This is a genomic window from Streptomyces sp. NPDC048417, from assembly GCF_040651615.1.
In the GTDB taxonomy this organism is placed as follows: Bacteria; Actinomycetota; Actinomycetes; order Streptomycetales; family Streptomycetaceae; genus Streptomyces.
Genome location: NZ_JBEZKI010000012.1, coordinates 224,408 through 239,415, shown reverse-complemented (window position 1 = coordinate 239,415; position 15,008 = coordinate 224,408). Strand labels below are relative to the sequence as shown.

The 15,008-nt window shown below is 70.8% G+C and carries 10 protein-coding genes and 1 pseudogene; 5 read left to right on the top strand and 6 right to left on the bottom strand.

Annotated elements, in window-relative coordinates; translation table 11 throughout:
• Nucleotides 1-56: 56 nt before the first annotated feature.
• Entirely contained in the window at nucleotides 57-1,241 is a 1,185-nt protein-coding gene (locus AB0D59_RS20635) for a type III polyketide synthase (protein ID WP_362567056.1), read from the bottom strand.
• 331 nt (nucleotides 1,242-1,572) lie between these two features.
• Between AB0D59_RS20635 and nhaA the strand changes: the two genes are divergently transcribed.
• The 4 genes from nhaA to AB0D59_RS20615 all read left to right on the top strand — a co-directional run bounded on the left by nhaA (nucleotide 1,573) and on the right by AB0D59_RS20615 (nucleotide 7,391).
• Entirely contained in the window at nucleotides 1,573-3,483 is a 1,911-nt protein-coding gene (nhaA, locus tag AB0D59_RS20630) for a Na+/H+ antiporter NhaA (protein ID WP_362567053.1), read from the top strand.
• A gap of 288 nt (nucleotides 3,484-3,771) precedes the next feature.
• The gene (locus AB0D59_RS20625) at nucleotides 3,772-5,280 is read left to right on the top strand and encodes an adenosine deaminase (protein WP_362567225.1); all 1,509 of its coding nucleotides are present in this window, start codon (nucleotides 3,772-3,774) and stop codon (nucleotides 5,278-5,280) included.
• A gap of 205 nt (nucleotides 5,281-5,485) precedes the next feature.
• Nucleotides 5,486-6,799 carry a preprotein translocase subunit SecY gene (gene secY / locus AB0D59_RS20620; protein ID WP_362567051.1) on the top strand — a complete coding sequence of 438 codons (1,314 nt, stop codon included), beginning with the start codon at nucleotides 5,486-5,488 and terminating at the stop codon, nucleotides 6,797-6,799.
• A gap of 130 nt (nucleotides 6,800-6,929) precedes the next feature.
• Nucleotides 6,930-7,391, top strand: coding sequence for a GreA/GreB family elongation factor (locus AB0D59_RS20615; RefSeq protein ID WP_362567049.1), 462 nt, complete (start codon nucleotides 6,930-6,932; stop codon nucleotides 7,389-7,391).
• A gap of 138 nt (nucleotides 7,392-7,529) precedes the next feature.
• On the opposite strand, the gene AB0D59_RS20610 is transcribed toward AB0D59_RS20615, so the two are convergent.
• Nucleotides 7,530-8,024, bottom strand: a complete 495-nt coding sequence (locus tag AB0D59_RS20610) for a DUF3566 domain-containing protein (RefSeq protein WP_362567048.1) — start codon at nucleotides 8,022-8,024, stop codon at nucleotides 7,530-7,532.
• On the opposite strand from AB0D59_RS20610, the gene AB0D59_RS20605 reads away from it, so the two are divergent.
• Nucleotides 8,023-8,439, top strand: a complete 417-nt coding sequence (locus tag AB0D59_RS20605; RefSeq protein ID WP_362567046.1) for a hypothetical protein — start codon at nucleotides 8,023-8,025, stop codon at nucleotides 8,437-8,439. The genes AB0D59_RS20610 and AB0D59_RS20605 overlap by 2 nt on opposite strands.
• A 675-nt stretch (nucleotides 8,440-9,114) precedes the next feature.
• On the opposite strand, the pseudogene AB0D59_RS20600 reads toward AB0D59_RS20605, so the two are convergent.
• The 4 genes and pseudogenes from AB0D59_RS20600 to AB0D59_RS20585 form a co-directional block, all read right to left on the bottom strand.
• A pseudogene (locus tag AB0D59_RS20600) lies at nucleotides 9,115-9,315 on the bottom strand (cellulose binding domain-containing protein); the annotation flags it as partial.
• A 192-nt stretch (nucleotides 9,316-9,507) separates the two neighbouring features.
• The gene (locus AB0D59_RS20595; RefSeq protein ID WP_362567045.1) at nucleotides 9,508-11,568 is read right to left on the bottom strand and encodes a discoidin domain-containing protein; all 2,061 of its coding nucleotides are present in this window, start codon (nucleotides 11,566-11,568) and stop codon (nucleotides 9,508-9,510) included.
• A gap of 134 nt (nucleotides 11,569-11,702) precedes the next feature.
• Nucleotides 11,703-12,929, bottom strand: coding sequence for an aminotransferase class V-fold PLP-dependent enzyme (locus tag AB0D59_RS20590; RefSeq protein ID WP_362567044.1), 1,227 nt, complete (start codon nucleotides 12,927-12,929; stop codon nucleotides 11,703-11,705).
• 240 nt (nucleotides 12,930-13,169) lie between these two features.
• Nucleotides 13,170-14,648, bottom strand: a complete 1,479-nt coding sequence (locus AB0D59_RS20585; RefSeq protein ID WP_362567042.1) for a glutamate--cysteine ligase — start codon at nucleotides 14,646-14,648, stop codon at nucleotides 13,170-13,172.
• Nucleotides 14,649-15,008: the final 360 nt, after the last annotated feature.

The following is a 15,008-nucleotide window of genomic DNA, read 5'->3' as shown; positions in this document are numbered from 1 at the left end:
CGGCCGTGCGCCGCGCGGCCGGTGTGGGTCCGTACGGCCGCCACCCCTCCTTCCGGCTACAGCCACTCCCCTTCCAGGGCGGTGGCGGTGAGGCCCGGTGCCGCCGCGTACAGGACGGCGCGGCTGCCCGACTTCTGCCCGGCGTCGTAGGCCCGCCGCATGATGTCGAAGACGGCGGCGCCTCCGCGGTTGCCGCTGGTGTAGCTGTCGCGGCTGTAGTCCAGCAGCCCCGACGGCCACGCGTCGGGCATCGTCTGCTCCATGTACTCCAGCACCCGGGTCCCCCCGGGGTGCGCCAGCAGCACGTCCGGGTGCCAGGAGTCGGGGGCGTCCTCGTAACGGAGGCGCAGCCACTCCCACATCGCGGTGACCGTCTCCTGCACGGCGCGCGGCCCACGCCGGTCCATCACGAAGTGGGTGCCGTCCGCCCGCGTGTCCAGGCGGTGCAGGTCCTGGGTGCCGGGCAGGGTGTGGTGCCAGGCGGCGTCCAGCCGTAGCACCGATTCGCTCCTCGGGCGGCCCGTGACCACGGCGGCGACCGCGGTGTCCGCGAACAGCAGCCGGACGATCAGGGACTCAAGAGTGTCGTCCGCGGGCTGGTAGGTGGTGCTCAGCGCCTCCGAGATCACGACCAGGACCACCCGGTCGGGGTCCGCGGCCACGAGATCGGCCGCCAGCGCCAGGGAGCGGGTTCCCGCGATGCAGGCCCACTGCGTGGCCGGCAGCAGCATCACGTCGTTGCGCAGCGAAAGCCTGTTGGCCAGGGCGACGTCCAGCCCCGGCAGCGCGGGGGTGGTGGAGTGACTGGTGATCAGGCAGTCGATGTCCGCGGCGTCCAGCCCGGCGATCTGCAGGGCTCCGCGCGCCGCATGCTCCCCGTAGGACTGCACCGCCTCCCAGGCCGGCGCGGTGCGCTCCTGGACGGTCTGCGGCGCGGGTATCGCCTCGAGCGCGGCGATCGCGCGGTCCACGTCCTGCCGGGTGAACCCTTCACGCGCCAGTGCTTCTTGGGCCGACGCGCTGCCGACGGCCTGCAGGCCACCGCCCTTGCCGGGCGCTACGGCGGCGTCCAGCGGCAGCATCCACCCGCGGGTCTCTATGCCCGTACTGGCCGCGATTCCGTCGATCCGCGGCGTCCACGTCGCATGCGGATGCCGGTCGCGCACCTCCGCCACGATCTGGCTGGTTTCCACGGCGTACTCTCCGTGAATCACGGCAGGAGGGCAAAGGAAAGCGGACATAACGTGTCCTTCCGGGAGGATTGGGGAGGCTTGTCGCGGGCGCTGTGCCATGGGTCACTTCAGAACGGCACGCCCAAGACATCGACAGCAGGCTCCAGTTCAGGAGCCGATCGCCGCTTCGAGCATGGACGCCAAATGGACATTTCCGCTGTGATGCAAACAACTCAGACCACCCTCGACGGGCGTGACAACGCACACACCTCTCGGACCAGGGCTTCCAGGACGGCTCCGGGCGCCTTACATGACGCGCCGCCAGCAAGGAGCCTCAGGTCACTGTCGCCGGTGTCGAGTCCCGGCCGCCCATCACCTGGCCGGCAGTGATAATCGGCACGTGAGCGGCTACGAGTCCACCGAGGCATCCCAGGGACTGGCAACGCAGAGCAAGACGCGCTGGCGTTCCTTCGTGCAGACCGAGACAGGCAGTGCCGTCCTGCTCCTCGGCGCGGTGGCCGTCGCGCTGTTGTGGGCCAACATCGACATGCACTCGTACGAGGCCGTGTGGCAGGCGCACTTCACGATCGGCTTCGACACGAAGCACCTGTCACTGACCCTGCACGAGTGGATCAACGCCGGGCTGATGAGCCTGTTCTTCTTCGTCGTCGGCCTGGAGGCTCGGCACGAGTTCGACATGGGGGAACTGCGTGACCGGCGCTGGGTGCTGCTGAGTGCGGTGGCCGGCCTGGGCAGCATGGTCGTTCCGGCCCTGATCTACTTCGCGTTCAACGCGGGCCGGGACTCGGTGCACGGCTGGGGTACGGCGATGTCGACGGACACCGCTTTCGCGCTGGGCATCCTGGCCGTACTCGGGTCGCGGCTGCCGGCTTCCCTACGAGCGTTCATCCTGTCCATCTCGGTCGTCGACGACCTGGTCGCGCTCCTGGTGATCGCGGTCTTCTACAGCGACGACATCCACCTGCCCGCGCTGCTGGTGGCCGTGGGCACGCTGCTGGTCATCACGCTGCTGCGGCTGGCACGGGTCCGCAAGGGGCGGTACTGCGCCGTCCTGTCGCTGGTCGTCTGGGTGGCACTGCACGAGGCCGGGGTGGACCCGGTCGTGACCGGACTCGCCGTCGGCGCGCTGGTCGTCGCCTACCCGGCACCGCGCGAGGATCTGGAGCAGGCCAGCCGTCTCTTCCGCCTGTTCCGGGAGCAGCCCACACCCGAGTTGCAGCGCTCGGCCGTACTGGGCCTGACCGCGGCGATCTCCCCCAACGAGCGGCTGGAACAGAAGTTCCTGCCATGGGTGAGCTTCGGCATCGTGCCGCTGTTCGCACTGGCCAACGCCGGCATCGAACTGAGCGGCGGGAAACTCGCCGACGCGTTCACCTCGCCGATCACGCTGGGCATCGTGTGCGGCTGTGTGGTGGGCAAGATGATCGGGCTCGTCGGGTCCATGGCAGCCGCACGGCTGCTGTCGGGCGGGAGGCTGCGGCCCGGGGTCGGCTGGGGTTCGGTCACCGCCGGCGGAGCGATCGCCGGGGCGGCTTTCACGGTGTCCCTGCTGATCGCCTCACTGGCCTTCGAGGGCGAGGAACTGGACCAGGCGCGCATCGGCATCCTCGCCACCCTGGTCGGCGCCTTCGCGGTGAGCTGCGCGGTCACCGGTGTGATGAACCTGCTGCCGGCCGCCCGCCGGGCCCGGGCGCTGCTGGGCAACGCCGATCCGCTGACCGACCTCGCGGTCGCCGTCGACGCGCGCCATGACCGTATCCGCGGACCCGAACGGGCAGTGGTCACGCTGGTGGAGTACGGCGACTTCGAGTGCCCGTACTGCGGCCAGGCCGAGGCGGTGGTGCGGGAGTTGCTGGGCAGCGACGCAGACGTGCGTTACGTGTGGAGGCACCTTCCCCTGACCGACGTCCACCCGCACGCGCAACTGGCGGCGGAAGCGTCGGAAGCCGCCGCTCGCCAGGGGCGGTTCTGGGAGATGCACGACCTCCTGCTGGAACGGCAGGACGCTCTCCAGGCACGCGACCTGCTGCGCTACGCACAGGAACTCGGGCTGGACATGGAGCGGTTCCGGCAGGACCTGGAGCGGCACCGTGGCGCCCCCCGGGTGGCGGAGGACGTGGACTCCGCGGACCTCAGCAGCGTCTCCGGTACACCCAGCTTCTTCATCAACGGCCGACGTCACCACGGTGCCTACGACATCCAGACTCTGGCGGCGGCCGTCGACTACGCCCGGCAGCGGGCGCTGGCGGAGCACGCGAGCGTCAGCCGGCCGAATCCGGCGACGGACTGAGCGACCGCACGTCCCGTAGACACCGCGGGTCACCAGCGCCCGCGCCCGAGACCCATGCGGCCGGTGCGCACCCGTACGGCGCGGTCGGCCTGTGCGGGCGGCCCGGTCGCGGCTGCGCCCGCGCGGGTGACTCCGTCGTGCTCACCGCGCGGCGGCCGGGACCGACCGGGATGATGTGATGATCATCCTGATGTGACGACCCCTGACGGCCCCCGGGCCGCGCACCCCTCACGCCGCACGGCGCGCTCCGCCGGACTCGGTGCCCTGTCCCTGCTCTGCCTCGCGTCCCTGTCGGCGGCGCCGCCCGCGACCGCGCACACCGGGGCCGTCCCGGGCGTGCCCCGGCCGATGACGGCCGCGGAGGCGCGGACGGCCGCGTACCTGGAGTCGATCCGCAACGACCCCAGGCTGCTGCACGGCTTCTTCCGGCACCTGCCCAAGGGCGGCGACCTGCACAACCACCTCTCCGGGGCGGTCAGGACCGAGTACCTGATCGAGCTGGCCGCCGAGGACGGGCTGTGTGTCGACACGGCCACGCTGACCGCCGTCGTACCGCCGTGCGGCCCCGGCACCCGCCCGGCAGCCGACGCCCGCACCGACCGCGACTTCCATGAGGCGATCGTGCGCGCCTGGTCGATGCAGGACTTCCCGCCGGACCAGAACGGTCACGACTACTTCTTCGACACCTTCAACAAGTTCGGCGAGGTGCCCTGGCGCCATCGCGGAAAGCTGCTCGCCCAGGTCGCCGACACGGACGCGGCGCAGAACCAGTTCTACCTGGAAACCATGATCACCCCGGCCTCCGACGGCGCCAGGCAGCTGGCCGCCGAGGTCGGCTGGGACCCCGACCTGGCCGCGCTGCACGCCAGGCTCGTGGCCGGCGGCAGGCTCGACAAGGTCGTGGCCGACGCCCGCATGGAAGCCGACGACGGTGACGCCGAGTTCCGTACGGCCGCCCGCTGCGGCACCAGCCGTCCCCGCCCCGGCTGTGCGCTGACCGTGCGCTGGATCTCCCAGGTCAGCCGCGGCAGTTCGCCGGAGCGCGTCTTCACGCAGCTGGCCCTCGGTATGCGGCTCGCCGAGCGCGACTCCCGGTTCGTCGCCGTCAACCTCGTCCAGCCCGAGGACTGGGACAGCTCGCTGGCGAACTACAGCCTGCAGATGCGCATGCTCAACTACCTGCGCACCGTCTACCCCCGGGCCCATGTCACCCTGCACGCGGGCGAGTTGTGGCCCGGGCTGGTCAAGCCCGAGGACCTGAAGTTCCACATCGAGCAGGCCGTGAACGTCGCCGGCACGGAGCGGGTCGGCCACGGCGTCGACCTGGTCCAGGAGGACGACTGGCAGCAGACGGCCCGTACGATGGCCGCCCGCCAGATCGCCGTCGAGGTGCCGTTCACCAGCAACGCCCAGATCCTCGGCGTGCGCGGCGCCGAACACCCCTTCAACACCTACCGTTCCTACGGCGTACCGGTCGTCCTGGCGACCGACGACCCCGGTGTCTCCCGCATCGACGTCACCCATGAGTACCAGTACGCCGCCCAGACCTACGGCCTGACCTACCCCGAGCTGAAGGACCTGGCCCGCGCCTCCCTCGAGTACGCGTTCCTCCCCGGCCGGAGCCTGTGGCGGGGCAACCCCACCCGCGACGGCTACCGCCCCGCGGCCGCCTGCACCGGCCAGTTGCCCGGCAGCGGCCGTACCCCGAGCGCGGAGTGCCGCCGACTCGTCGCCGGCAGCCCGAAGGCCGGCGTCCAGTGGCGGCAGGAGGCTGCCTACGCCTCCTTCGAGAGGTGAGTCACCATCGCTCCCGGGCCGATGCACACCCCGCAGACATGCGCCCATATGTCGCAAATTCCGTTGAACAGGTGTCGGGCGACGCATGTGGAGTCATTCATGTGGGGCCCGAACCGATCAGGACGGCGGCACCAGCCGTCGTATCGATGTCCTGTCGTCATCGCCGACCCCGACGGCCCATGCGCGAAGGGTTGCAGGAGAGACCGTGCTCACCGCGTTCGTCAATGCCTTCAAGACGCCTGACCTGCGTAAGAAGCTGCTCTTCACACTGGGCATGATCGTGCTCTACCGGGTCGGGACCCACGTCCCGATCCCCGGCGTCAATTACAAGGCCGTCCAGACATGTGTGAACGAGGCCTCCGGCAACCAGGGACTGTTCGGACTGGTCAATCTCTTCAGCGGGGGCGCGCTGCTCCAGATCACGATCTTCGCGCTCGGCATCCTGCCGTACATCACCGCCAGCATCATCCTTCAGTTGCTGACCGTGGTCATCCCGCGTCTGGAGGCCCTGAAGAAGGAGGGCCAGGCGGGCACGACGAAGATCACGCAGTACACCCGGTACCTGACGGTGGCGCTCGCCGTCCTGCAGGGCACCGGCCTCGTCGCCACCGCCCGCAGCGGCGCCCTCTTCTCCGGCTGCTCGGTCGCCGCCGGCATCATTCCGAACCAGTCGATCTTCACCACCGTCACGATGGTGATCTGCATGACCGCCGGCACCGCCACGGTCATGTGGCTCGGTGAGCTGATCACCGACCGCGGCATCGGCAACGGCATGTCGATCCTGATGTTCATCTCGATCGCCGCCTCCTTCCCGTCCGCGCTGTGGGCCATCAAGAAGCAGGGCACTCTGGCGGACGGCTGGATCGAGTTCGGCGCCGTCATCCTCGTCGGCCTCGCCATGGTCGGCCTGGTCGTCTTCGTCGAGCAGGCCCAGCGCCGGATCCCGGTCCAGTACGCCAAGCGCATGATCGGCCGCCGGTCCTACGGCGGCACCGCGACCTACATCCCCGTGAAGGTGAACCAGGCAGGCGTGATCCCGGTCATCTTCGCCTCCTCGCTGCTGTCCATCCCGGCCCTGGTCGCACAGTTCGCGGGCGGGGACTCCGTCTGGAAGCGGTGGATCACCCAGAACCTCACCAAGGGCGACCACCCGATCTACATCGTCCTGTACTTCCTGCTCATCGTGTTCTTCGCGTTCTTCTACGTCTCCATCTCGTTCAACCCGGAGGATGTCGCGGACAACATGAAGCAGTACGGCGGCTTCATCCCGGGCATCCGGGCCGGGCGGCCGACCGCGACGTACCTGTCGTACGTGCTCAACCGGATCACCTGGCCGGGTTCGCTGTATCTGGGGGTGATCGCCCTCGTCCCCACCATCGCGCTGGTCGGGTTCGGGGCCAGCCAGAACTTCCCGTTCGGCGGCACCAGCATCCTGATCATCGTGGGTGTCGGCCTGGAGACCGTGAAGCAGATCGAGAGCCAGCTCCAGCAGCGCAGTTACGAGGGCTTCCTCCGCTGAGCCGGGGCCGGGGCGGGCGGCTCGGCCGCATCACATTGACGTACATATCGGTAATATCAGTGCAGCGTGTTATCCGTACTCCGACTTCGGTCGTTCCGTCACCGAAGGTTCCGTCACCGAAGGAGCGGACATGGGTGGGCCCGAACCGATCAGCGCCGAGGGTCGTCGCGCCCTGGAACAGCAGCTTGCCGATCTCCACAGCGAGCGGCAGGGCGTCGCCGCGACGCTGCGCGGCGACGACTCCCCGGGCGACCACGCGGACGAGGCCGACGAGTTGCAGCGGGCCGACGACCTCCGGCGCCTGGACGCCCGTATCGAGGACATCACGCTGCGGCTGCACCAGGCGGCGGTCGCCGGACCGGCTCCCGCCGGCGTGGTCGGTGTCGGCAGCACCGTCACGGTGCGGTTCACGGACGGCGCGGTGCAGAGCGTCGAGATCGGCGAGATCGCCTCCGCCACGGACGAGAACCTGGTGACGCAGGACAGCCCGCTCGGGCGCGCACTGCTGGGCCACCGTGTCGGCGACACCGTCAGCTTCGAGACGCCCCAGGGATCCGCGGACGCCACCGTGGTGTCGCTGGGCGGCTCCTAGGCCGAGGCAACGCCTGCTTCTGGAGCGGACCGGTCCTGAGCAGTGCCCGTGGCAGGGTGCAGGGGGTCGCGTGGCTGCCAGGCGCCCCGAGGTGATCCGCCGTAGGAAGGGGAGCCACTCCCGACGACGCTGTTCACGTCACTCCCCTTGGCCGGCGTCCGGCCGGACGGGGACCGCATGCTCGCTCGGTTCGGGCGGCTTCCTGCCCCGCAGGGAGCCGCACCTGGCGGACAGGTGCCGCACCGCGTCGGTGACCCAGGCCGGGGTGCGGGCGCGCAGGTAGCGGCGGGCGCGGCTGCCGGCGCGGTCGATGGCCAACTGGGCGTTGGCGCCCGCCTCGGTGGGACCGAGGTCGTCGGTGAGGGAGATTTCGAGGCCGCCGTTGTACGGGGCGGTCAGGTTGTACAGGAAGGTGGTCAAGGCTGCCAGACACGAGCCCAGGACGACTTCCAGGGTGATGACGGTGAACGCGATGGTCAGGAACGTGCTCAGCCGGGGCAGGGCGTCCGGCGCGAGGATCGCGGCCAGACCCCAGGCTGCGGCCGAGGCGACGACGGTGAGGACGCCGAGACCACCGAGGAGCAGGAAGCTCATCACCGTCACGGACCAGGGTGCTGCCTCCGATATGCGCATGCGCATCGCCCGCGGCCGAGGCGAAGGGCCCCTTGCGGGGCGGCGGTACGGGAAAGTGTCGCGCGCGGTCGGCGGGTTCGACCGGCTTGCCGCGTCGCGCAACGACCCGTCGGGCACCGGCATGTCGGGCGCGGACGTGTCGGGCACGGACCCCTCGGGCACGGACGTGTCGGGCACGGACCCGTCGCGCACGGACCCGTCGGGCACGGGCGTGTCGGGCACGGGCGTGTCGGGCACGGACCCGTCGGGCACGGGCGTGTCGGGCGCGGACCCGTCGGGCGCGGGCGTGTCGGGCGCGGGCGTGTCGGGCGCGGGCGTGTCGGGCGCGGGCGTGTCGGGCCGAGAGCGGAGTGCGCGGGCGGGCTGGGGCGCGGGCTTTCCCGCGGCCGGGTGGCCCGGCACCGGCTCATCCTGAGCGGCGGCGGTCGCCGCGGTCTCGCCGCGACCGGGGGCGCCCGCGTGCGGCGCCGGCGGCACTCGCTCCTCGTGGAGTGCCGCGCGTGCGGGGGCAGCCCCTTCGCCGGCGCCCTTGCCGTGGGCCGAGGTTCCCGGCCCTTCGACGGACTCGGTCCGCCTCCTGGTGTGGACGGTGCCGTTGAGCCCGGGGGCGGCCCGCTTGCGGGAGGCGTTGCGGGTCCTGCGCTTGGCGCGACTCATGCGTGTCTCCCTGCGTGGCCTGGCAGTCTCACAGGGGCTCTTCCCGCATCGAACGGGCCTCCGCCGACCGCCCGGCGGCCTGTGGGGCCTGCTGGTCGTTGCCTTCGACGGTATGGGCTCCTGCGTGATCTTGCATTCCTGGCGACGCACCCGAGGGGTCCCCGCGGCCGGGTCGATCACGCCGGGCGTCCACGGTCGCGTTCACCGTGGTCAGGGTCATGGTGCGGTCGTGGCCGGCGTCGTCCCTCGCCGTCGGGACGGTCACGGAGGCGCCACCGTCGGCACACGGGGTCGGAGTCGGACCTCGCAGCCACCTCGCAGGCACCCTCTTGTCATCCGCTGTCGGATGCCCGGAAGGGCGCCGGCATGGCCGTGGCGGGCAGGAGGGCCGGCCGGCGAGGTGTGCGTCCCACCACCTCGCCGGCCGGCGTGTTCACCTCGTCGCGCAGCTGGAGCCGTTGAGGGTGAAGGCGGTCGGGACGGTGTTGGTGGCGCCCTTGTCCGCCAGGAACCCGACGGTCACCGAGCCGCCGACGGGGATGGTGGTGGTGTAGGAGGCGGGCGTGACGGTCACCGCGCTACCAGCCTGCTGGGGCGTGCCGCCCCACAAGCTGGTGACGGTCTGGCCGTCGGCTCCAGGAAGTGAGCGCCAAGAAACTCAGGCTGCGGACGGATTAGGTGGGAGCGCTCCCATAACCCACTTCGCCGAGTACACGTCAAGCCGTGCGGCTGGCTGCACGGGCGATGACCGTGCGGCGGTCGTCGCTTCCGCATGCCGCCCGTCCCGTTGTACGGACGGCATGCCTGCGGCCCGACGGCCCTCGCCTCAGGCGCTGTGGACCCCGACCTCGTACAGCGAGTATCCCCAGTCGGTGCCGCGCGCGAGGCCGTGGACACGGACGTAGCGGGCCGGGGTCCCGGTGAACCGGGCCGTGTCCAGGCCGCCGTCGCCGGAGGTGGTGGACCAGGCGGTCCCCCAGTTCGTACCGTCGGTGGAGAGTTCGATGCGGTACGACCTGCCGTAGGCGCGCTCCCAGTCCAGCGTCACCCGGGAGACGAGGTGGGTGGAGCCCAGGTCGACCTGCCACCACTGGTCGTCGCTCCAGTCGGCGGCCCAGCGCGTGGAGTCGTCGCCGTCGGCGGCACGGCTTGGCTGGTAGCTGGTGAACGGGTTCCACTCGGACGAACTGGCGCTCGCCGGATGCCCCTTCGCGAGGTTCACCGAGGCCTGGTGCTGTTCCGTGGCCCGCCAGGTGCCGAGGTAGGACTCGGCGCCCCGGAACAGGTCGTTCACCACGTCCTGGCCGCCGACCTGCCGGATGTCCTCGATCCAGTCGGGGATCAGGCCGGCATGGGCCGCGCCGTCGGTGTTGATGTCGAAGGTGCGCTCGCCGGAGGTCTGTCGGTCGATGACGGAGCCCCCGTCGACGCTCTTGAAGGGGTACGTGACCTTGTTCGCGGCGTCCGCACCGCGCGGGGCGGGGTGGTCGCCGACGCCGTTGAAGTCAGTGCCGAAGCCGTAGCCCACGCCGTACTCGTCGCGCAGCGCCTTGGTCCGCGCCGCCTCCGCGACGAACCCCTCGGAGCCGTGCATGTACTGGGCGACGAAGCCGCCGAGGGAGTAGACCCGCTCGGTCCAGTTCAGGTCCATCCAGCTGTGCGAGGAGATCACACCGGGGTAGGACTCCGACTCGAGGATGTCCAGCGCCTGGCCGACGGCCTTGACACCCATGTGGTCGATCTCCAGCATCATCTTGCGTTTCATCATGCCGCGCACCGCGTACTCGCCGAGCTCGGTGAGACCGCGCTTGTTGCACTGGGCGTCCGCGTCGTACGCGGGGACGGCCACGCCCGCCGGCAGGTCCGACTCCGCCGCCGACGACGCGCTCCCGATGGGGTTGTCGTGCTGCGGGCCGGTGCACTTCTCGGTCCCCCAGAAGGTGCCGGTCGACAGGAACTGCCCGACGTTGATGGCCGTTCCGAGGCCGCCCGAGTCGAAGCGGACGCCGCACAGCGCGTTGTCGAACTTGTGGCACAGGAACATGGAGCGGACGCCGAGCGCGTACAGCTCGTCCAGCCCCTTGTCGATGTCCGCCTTGCCGCACTGCGGGATGTCGAGGACCTGCTTGCAGCCGAAGGGCTCGGAGGTCTCGACGCCCAGGACGACGGCCAGCTTGCCCTGCTCCACGACCGCGCGCGCCTGCGCGCTGTCGGTGACGATCCGGAACCAGCCCCTACCGGTGCCGCCGTACATCTTGTCGATGTACGCCTGGAGGTCGTACGTCATCTTCGCCTGCAGCCGGATCGACGTCATCTCGTCGCAACCGCGGTCCCTGAAGGGGTAGATCGAGCAGATCATGCCGTTGGTGACGAGGTCGTTGACGAGCACGCGCTGTCCGCCACGCCAGGCCCGCTCCACCCAGGCGTAGTAGTCGGCCTGATGGGTCATCGAGTCGTACGCGGGCCAGTCCTTGAACGTCGGCCAGCCGACCGGGTCGTGCTTTCCGTCGCCGCCGTGGGTGATGTAGTCGAAGAGCGCGAGTGAGCCGTCGGGGTAGTGCTCGGGGCAGTCCTTCAGGGCGTCGGCGACACCGGCCTCGGAGAAGACCTTGCCGCAGATCAGCCGGCCGCCGAAGGCCTCGTTGCCGAACAGGTGGTTGTGCGCGTCGACGAACCCGCGTACCTCGCCCGTGGAGGTGGTGCCGGTGAACGGCTCGCCGGTGACGTCGATCTGCACGTCCGGGGCGGGTCGTGCGGTGGGGGTCCACCAGTCGTTGCCGGCGGCCGAACTCGGGGTGGGCCCGAGGACCACGGTCAGTACCAGCAGCAGCAACGACAGCAGGGTGACGTTTCTGCGGCTGCGGTAAGAACGTCGAGTCTGCGTCACGGCCCACGTCCCTCGGTCGGCGGGAAGGCGCGGTTGGCCAACCCTTAAGGTTGTCATGACCCGCGCAATACCTGGGACGAGGATCCGGTTGTGTGCCTAAGGAGTCAAGGGGCCGGGACGCTTGACCTGATCACTCAACAGTGCTGCTCCCGGGCCCAGTTACCGAGTACGGGGACGTACTTCTCGGCGAAGTGCTCGTAGTCGGCCGGGGTGTTGTAGACGTGGGCGGAGACACGTAGGTAGCCGATGCCGTCGAAACTGGTGAAGGCGGCCTCGACGGCGAGTTCGCGGGCCACCCGGTCGCGCAGCGCGTCGGCCTCGATCCGGCTGCGTCCGAGGCCGTCCGGCAGCCGCACCAGGCGCATGCCCGGGACGGGCATCCCTACGTCGGCCCGGCTGTCATCACCGGTGAGCCGGGTGAAAGCGGCGCCGATGACATGGGCGGCGTAGTCCGCCAGCCGGTCCATGTACCGGCGAGCGGCGGACCAGCCCCAGGTGCACTCGACGAAGTCGAGGGACGTGGGCGCGGCGAGGTAGGAGGTGGCGTCGAGCGTCCCCTGCTGGTCGAAGCGGTCGGGGTACGGGTCCTGGGCGCCCCACGAGTCGATCAGCGGGTGGAGCCGGTCACGAAGGGGCCCGCGGGCGACAAGGGCCGCGGTGCCGCGCGGAGCGCAGCCCCACTTGTGGAGGTTGCCGGTCCAGAAGTCGTACGTCGCGTCGGCGAGCGGTGTGCCGAGCAGACCCGGCGCGTGGGCGCCGTCCACGAGCACCGGGATGCCCTGCCGGCGTGCCTCCGCCCCGATCCGCTCGACCGGCAGCCGGCGTGCGGTCGCCGACGTGATCTGATCGACCACGACGAGGTCGGTGGCCTCGCCGATCTCGGCGGCCACGGCCTCGTACGCCTCGTCCTCGTCCGCGCCGAGCGGTACCCGCGCCGTGCGCACCCGGCCGCCCCAGCGGCGTGCCAGTCTTTCGGCGCCCATGGTGACGGCCCCGTAGCCGTGGTCGGTGACGACGATCTCCCCGCCGCGGCGGCGCGCGAGGGCGTTGTAGACCACGCTGGCGCCGGCGCTGGCGTTCGGCACCAGGGCGAGGTCACCGGCGTCGACGTGCAGGAAGTCGGCGAGCTCGACGCGGGTGGCGGCGAGCCGGCCGGGCAGTTCCGGGAACCACACCACCGGGGCGCGCTCCATCTCGGCGCGCAGCCGTGCCTGCCGTGCCTGCGCGACCAGCGGAACGGCGCCGAACGAGCCGTGGTTCAGGTGTTTCAGCGCCGGGTCCAGCGACCACGCGTCCGCGGCGGGTCCGCCGTCGGGCAGCAGCAGGGGGTGCGGCGCGAGGGCCACCTCGGTCTCACTCACGTCAGGAAGCCTCCGGGAACACTGTGGTCACCCGGCATCCTGACACGACGGTGTTCGTTCCCCGGGGCCGGGTCGACGCCGGGGCCCTGCCCCCGGAACACATGGCCGCGCCCCACCCTCGTCGCCGAGCGGGCCGAGCCTGCGCCGGGAGAGGAATCCGCGGCGCCCGCCCCGAACCCGGCCGCGATCGAAACGCGGGGGCGGGGAACTCCGGGCCGCCCGCTCAGCGCGTCGCGGCGCTCACTCCACGGGCCACGTGTGGGCCGCCGCGTTGAGGTGCATGTAGTCCATGTACGTGGTGGTCATCCGCCGCAGCGCCTCGCCGCGGTCGCAGGTGCCGGTCCGCTCCAGGTGGTGGACCGTCTCCGCCTGCCACAGCGCACCGTTGCGGACGTTCACGCAGCGCTGCTCGATGATGCCCAGCATCGGCTCGCGCCAGGAGGTGTCCAGGCCGGCCAGCTCCAGGCCCCGGTGCGCCAGCGGCAGCAGGCGCCTCAGCACCAGTTCCGCGACCGGTACCTCGCCCACCCCCGGCCAGTACAGGCGGGCGTCGATGCCGTCACGGGCCGCCGCGTGCAGGTTCTCCTCGGCGACCGCGAAGGACATCCGTGACCACACCGGGCGGTCCTCGTCCACGAGGGCGCGCGTCAGGCCGTAGTAGAAGGCGCCGTTGGCGATGGTGTCGGCCACGGTGGGGCCTGCGGGCAGGACGCGGTTCTCGATGCGCAGGTGCGGCCCGCTGTCGGTGACGGCGTAGACCGGGCGGTTCCAGCGGTAGATCGTGCCGTTGTGCAGCGTGAGTTCCCCGAGCTGTGGCACCCCACCGGCGTCGAGGGCCTGCCGCGGGTCCTCGTCGTCGCACAGGGGCAGGAGCGCCGGGAAGTAGCGCACGTTCTCCTCGAACAGGTCGAAGACACTGGTGATCCACCGCTCTCCGAACCACACCCGCGGCCGTACCCCCTGGGCCTTGATCTCCTCGGGACGGGTGTCGGTGGCCTGCTCGAACAAGGGGATGCGGGTCTCGCGCCAGAGTTCCCTGCCGAAGAGAAAGGGCGAGTTGGCGGCGAGGGCGATCTGCACGCCCGCGATCGCCTGGGCCGCGTTCCAGTAGTTGGCGAAGTCCTTGGGGGCGACCTGCAGATGGAACTGGGTACTGGTGCAGGCGGCCTCGGGGGTGATGGCGTCGGCGTACATCGAAAGGCGGTCCACGCCCTCCAGCCGGATCCGCAGGTCCTCACCGCGCGCCGCGAAGATCTGCTCGTTCAGCAGCCGGTAGCGCGGATCACCGGACAGGGACGTCTCGCCCACGTCCGGCTCGCCCAGCGTAGGCAGGATGCCGATCATGATCAGGTGGGCGCCGACCGTCGCGGCACGGTCCTCGGCGTGGTTGAGGGCGTCGCGGATCGTCTGCTCCCAGGCGCCGGGGCCGCCGGAGGTCAGCTCCCGGGGCGGGATGTCGATCTCCAGGTTGAAGCGGCCCAGCTCGCTCGACCAGGCGGGGTCGGCGATCGCCCGCAGCACCTCGGTGTTCCGCATCGCCGGCAGCCCGTCGTCGTCCACCAGGTTGAGCTCGATCTCCATGCCGACCTGGGGGCGCTCGCTCTCGAAGCCCGACCCGCGCAGCATCTGCGCCAGTACGTCGAGACAGGTGTGCATCTTCTCGCGGTACCGGCGCCGGTCGTCCCGTGTGAACACCCGGGCCGGCACATCACGTCCCATCGGGCCCTCCCGAGTCCCCTCGGCGGATGCCTGTCGTCCCAGCGTCGCACCTCCCGGGCGTCCCGGACACTCGCCGAACCGCCGGCTCACGGGGTGCGCTCGGCAGGGCCGCGCAGAGTGACCGGCCGAGCTTCTCCAGCCTTTTAGCCCAGGCATGCCAAAACATCGTGGATCGGCGGTGCCGAGGGAGTCACTGCGACCATCCGGCCGGCGGTGCTCCCGCACAGCAGCGCCTTCGTGGGTGCGGCTGGGACATCGCCTCCGTGACCGATCCCCGTCGCCGGTGGCGTGGCGGTCGCCGCGTGTACGGATCAGGGGCCCCGATGGCCGTCGAGCTTCACGACGGGCCGCGGGACGTCG

Excerpts from the sequence above, each read along its gene's own strand:
- AB0D59_RS20605 (WP_362567046.1), top strand. The coding sequence starts at position 8,023 with ATGCGCATCGCCCGCGGCCGAGGCGAAGGGCCCCTTGCGGGGCGGCGG.
- AB0D59_RS20615 (WP_362567049.1), top strand. The coding sequence starts at position 6,930 with ATGGGTGGGCCCGAACCGATCAGCGCCGAGGGTCGTCGCGCCCTGGAA.
- AB0D59_RS20610 (WP_362567048.1), bottom strand. The coding sequence starts at position 8,024 with ATGCGCATATCGGAGGCAGCACCCTGGTCCGTGACGGTGATGAGCTTC.
- AB0D59_RS20585 (WP_362567042.1), bottom strand. The coding sequence starts at position 14,648 with ATGGGACGTGATGTGCCGGCCCGGGTGTTCACACGGGACGACCGGCGC.
- AB0D59_RS20635 (WP_362567056.1), bottom strand. The coding sequence starts at position 1,241 with ATGTCCGCTTTCCTTTGCCCTCCTGCCGTGATTCACGGAGAGTACGCC.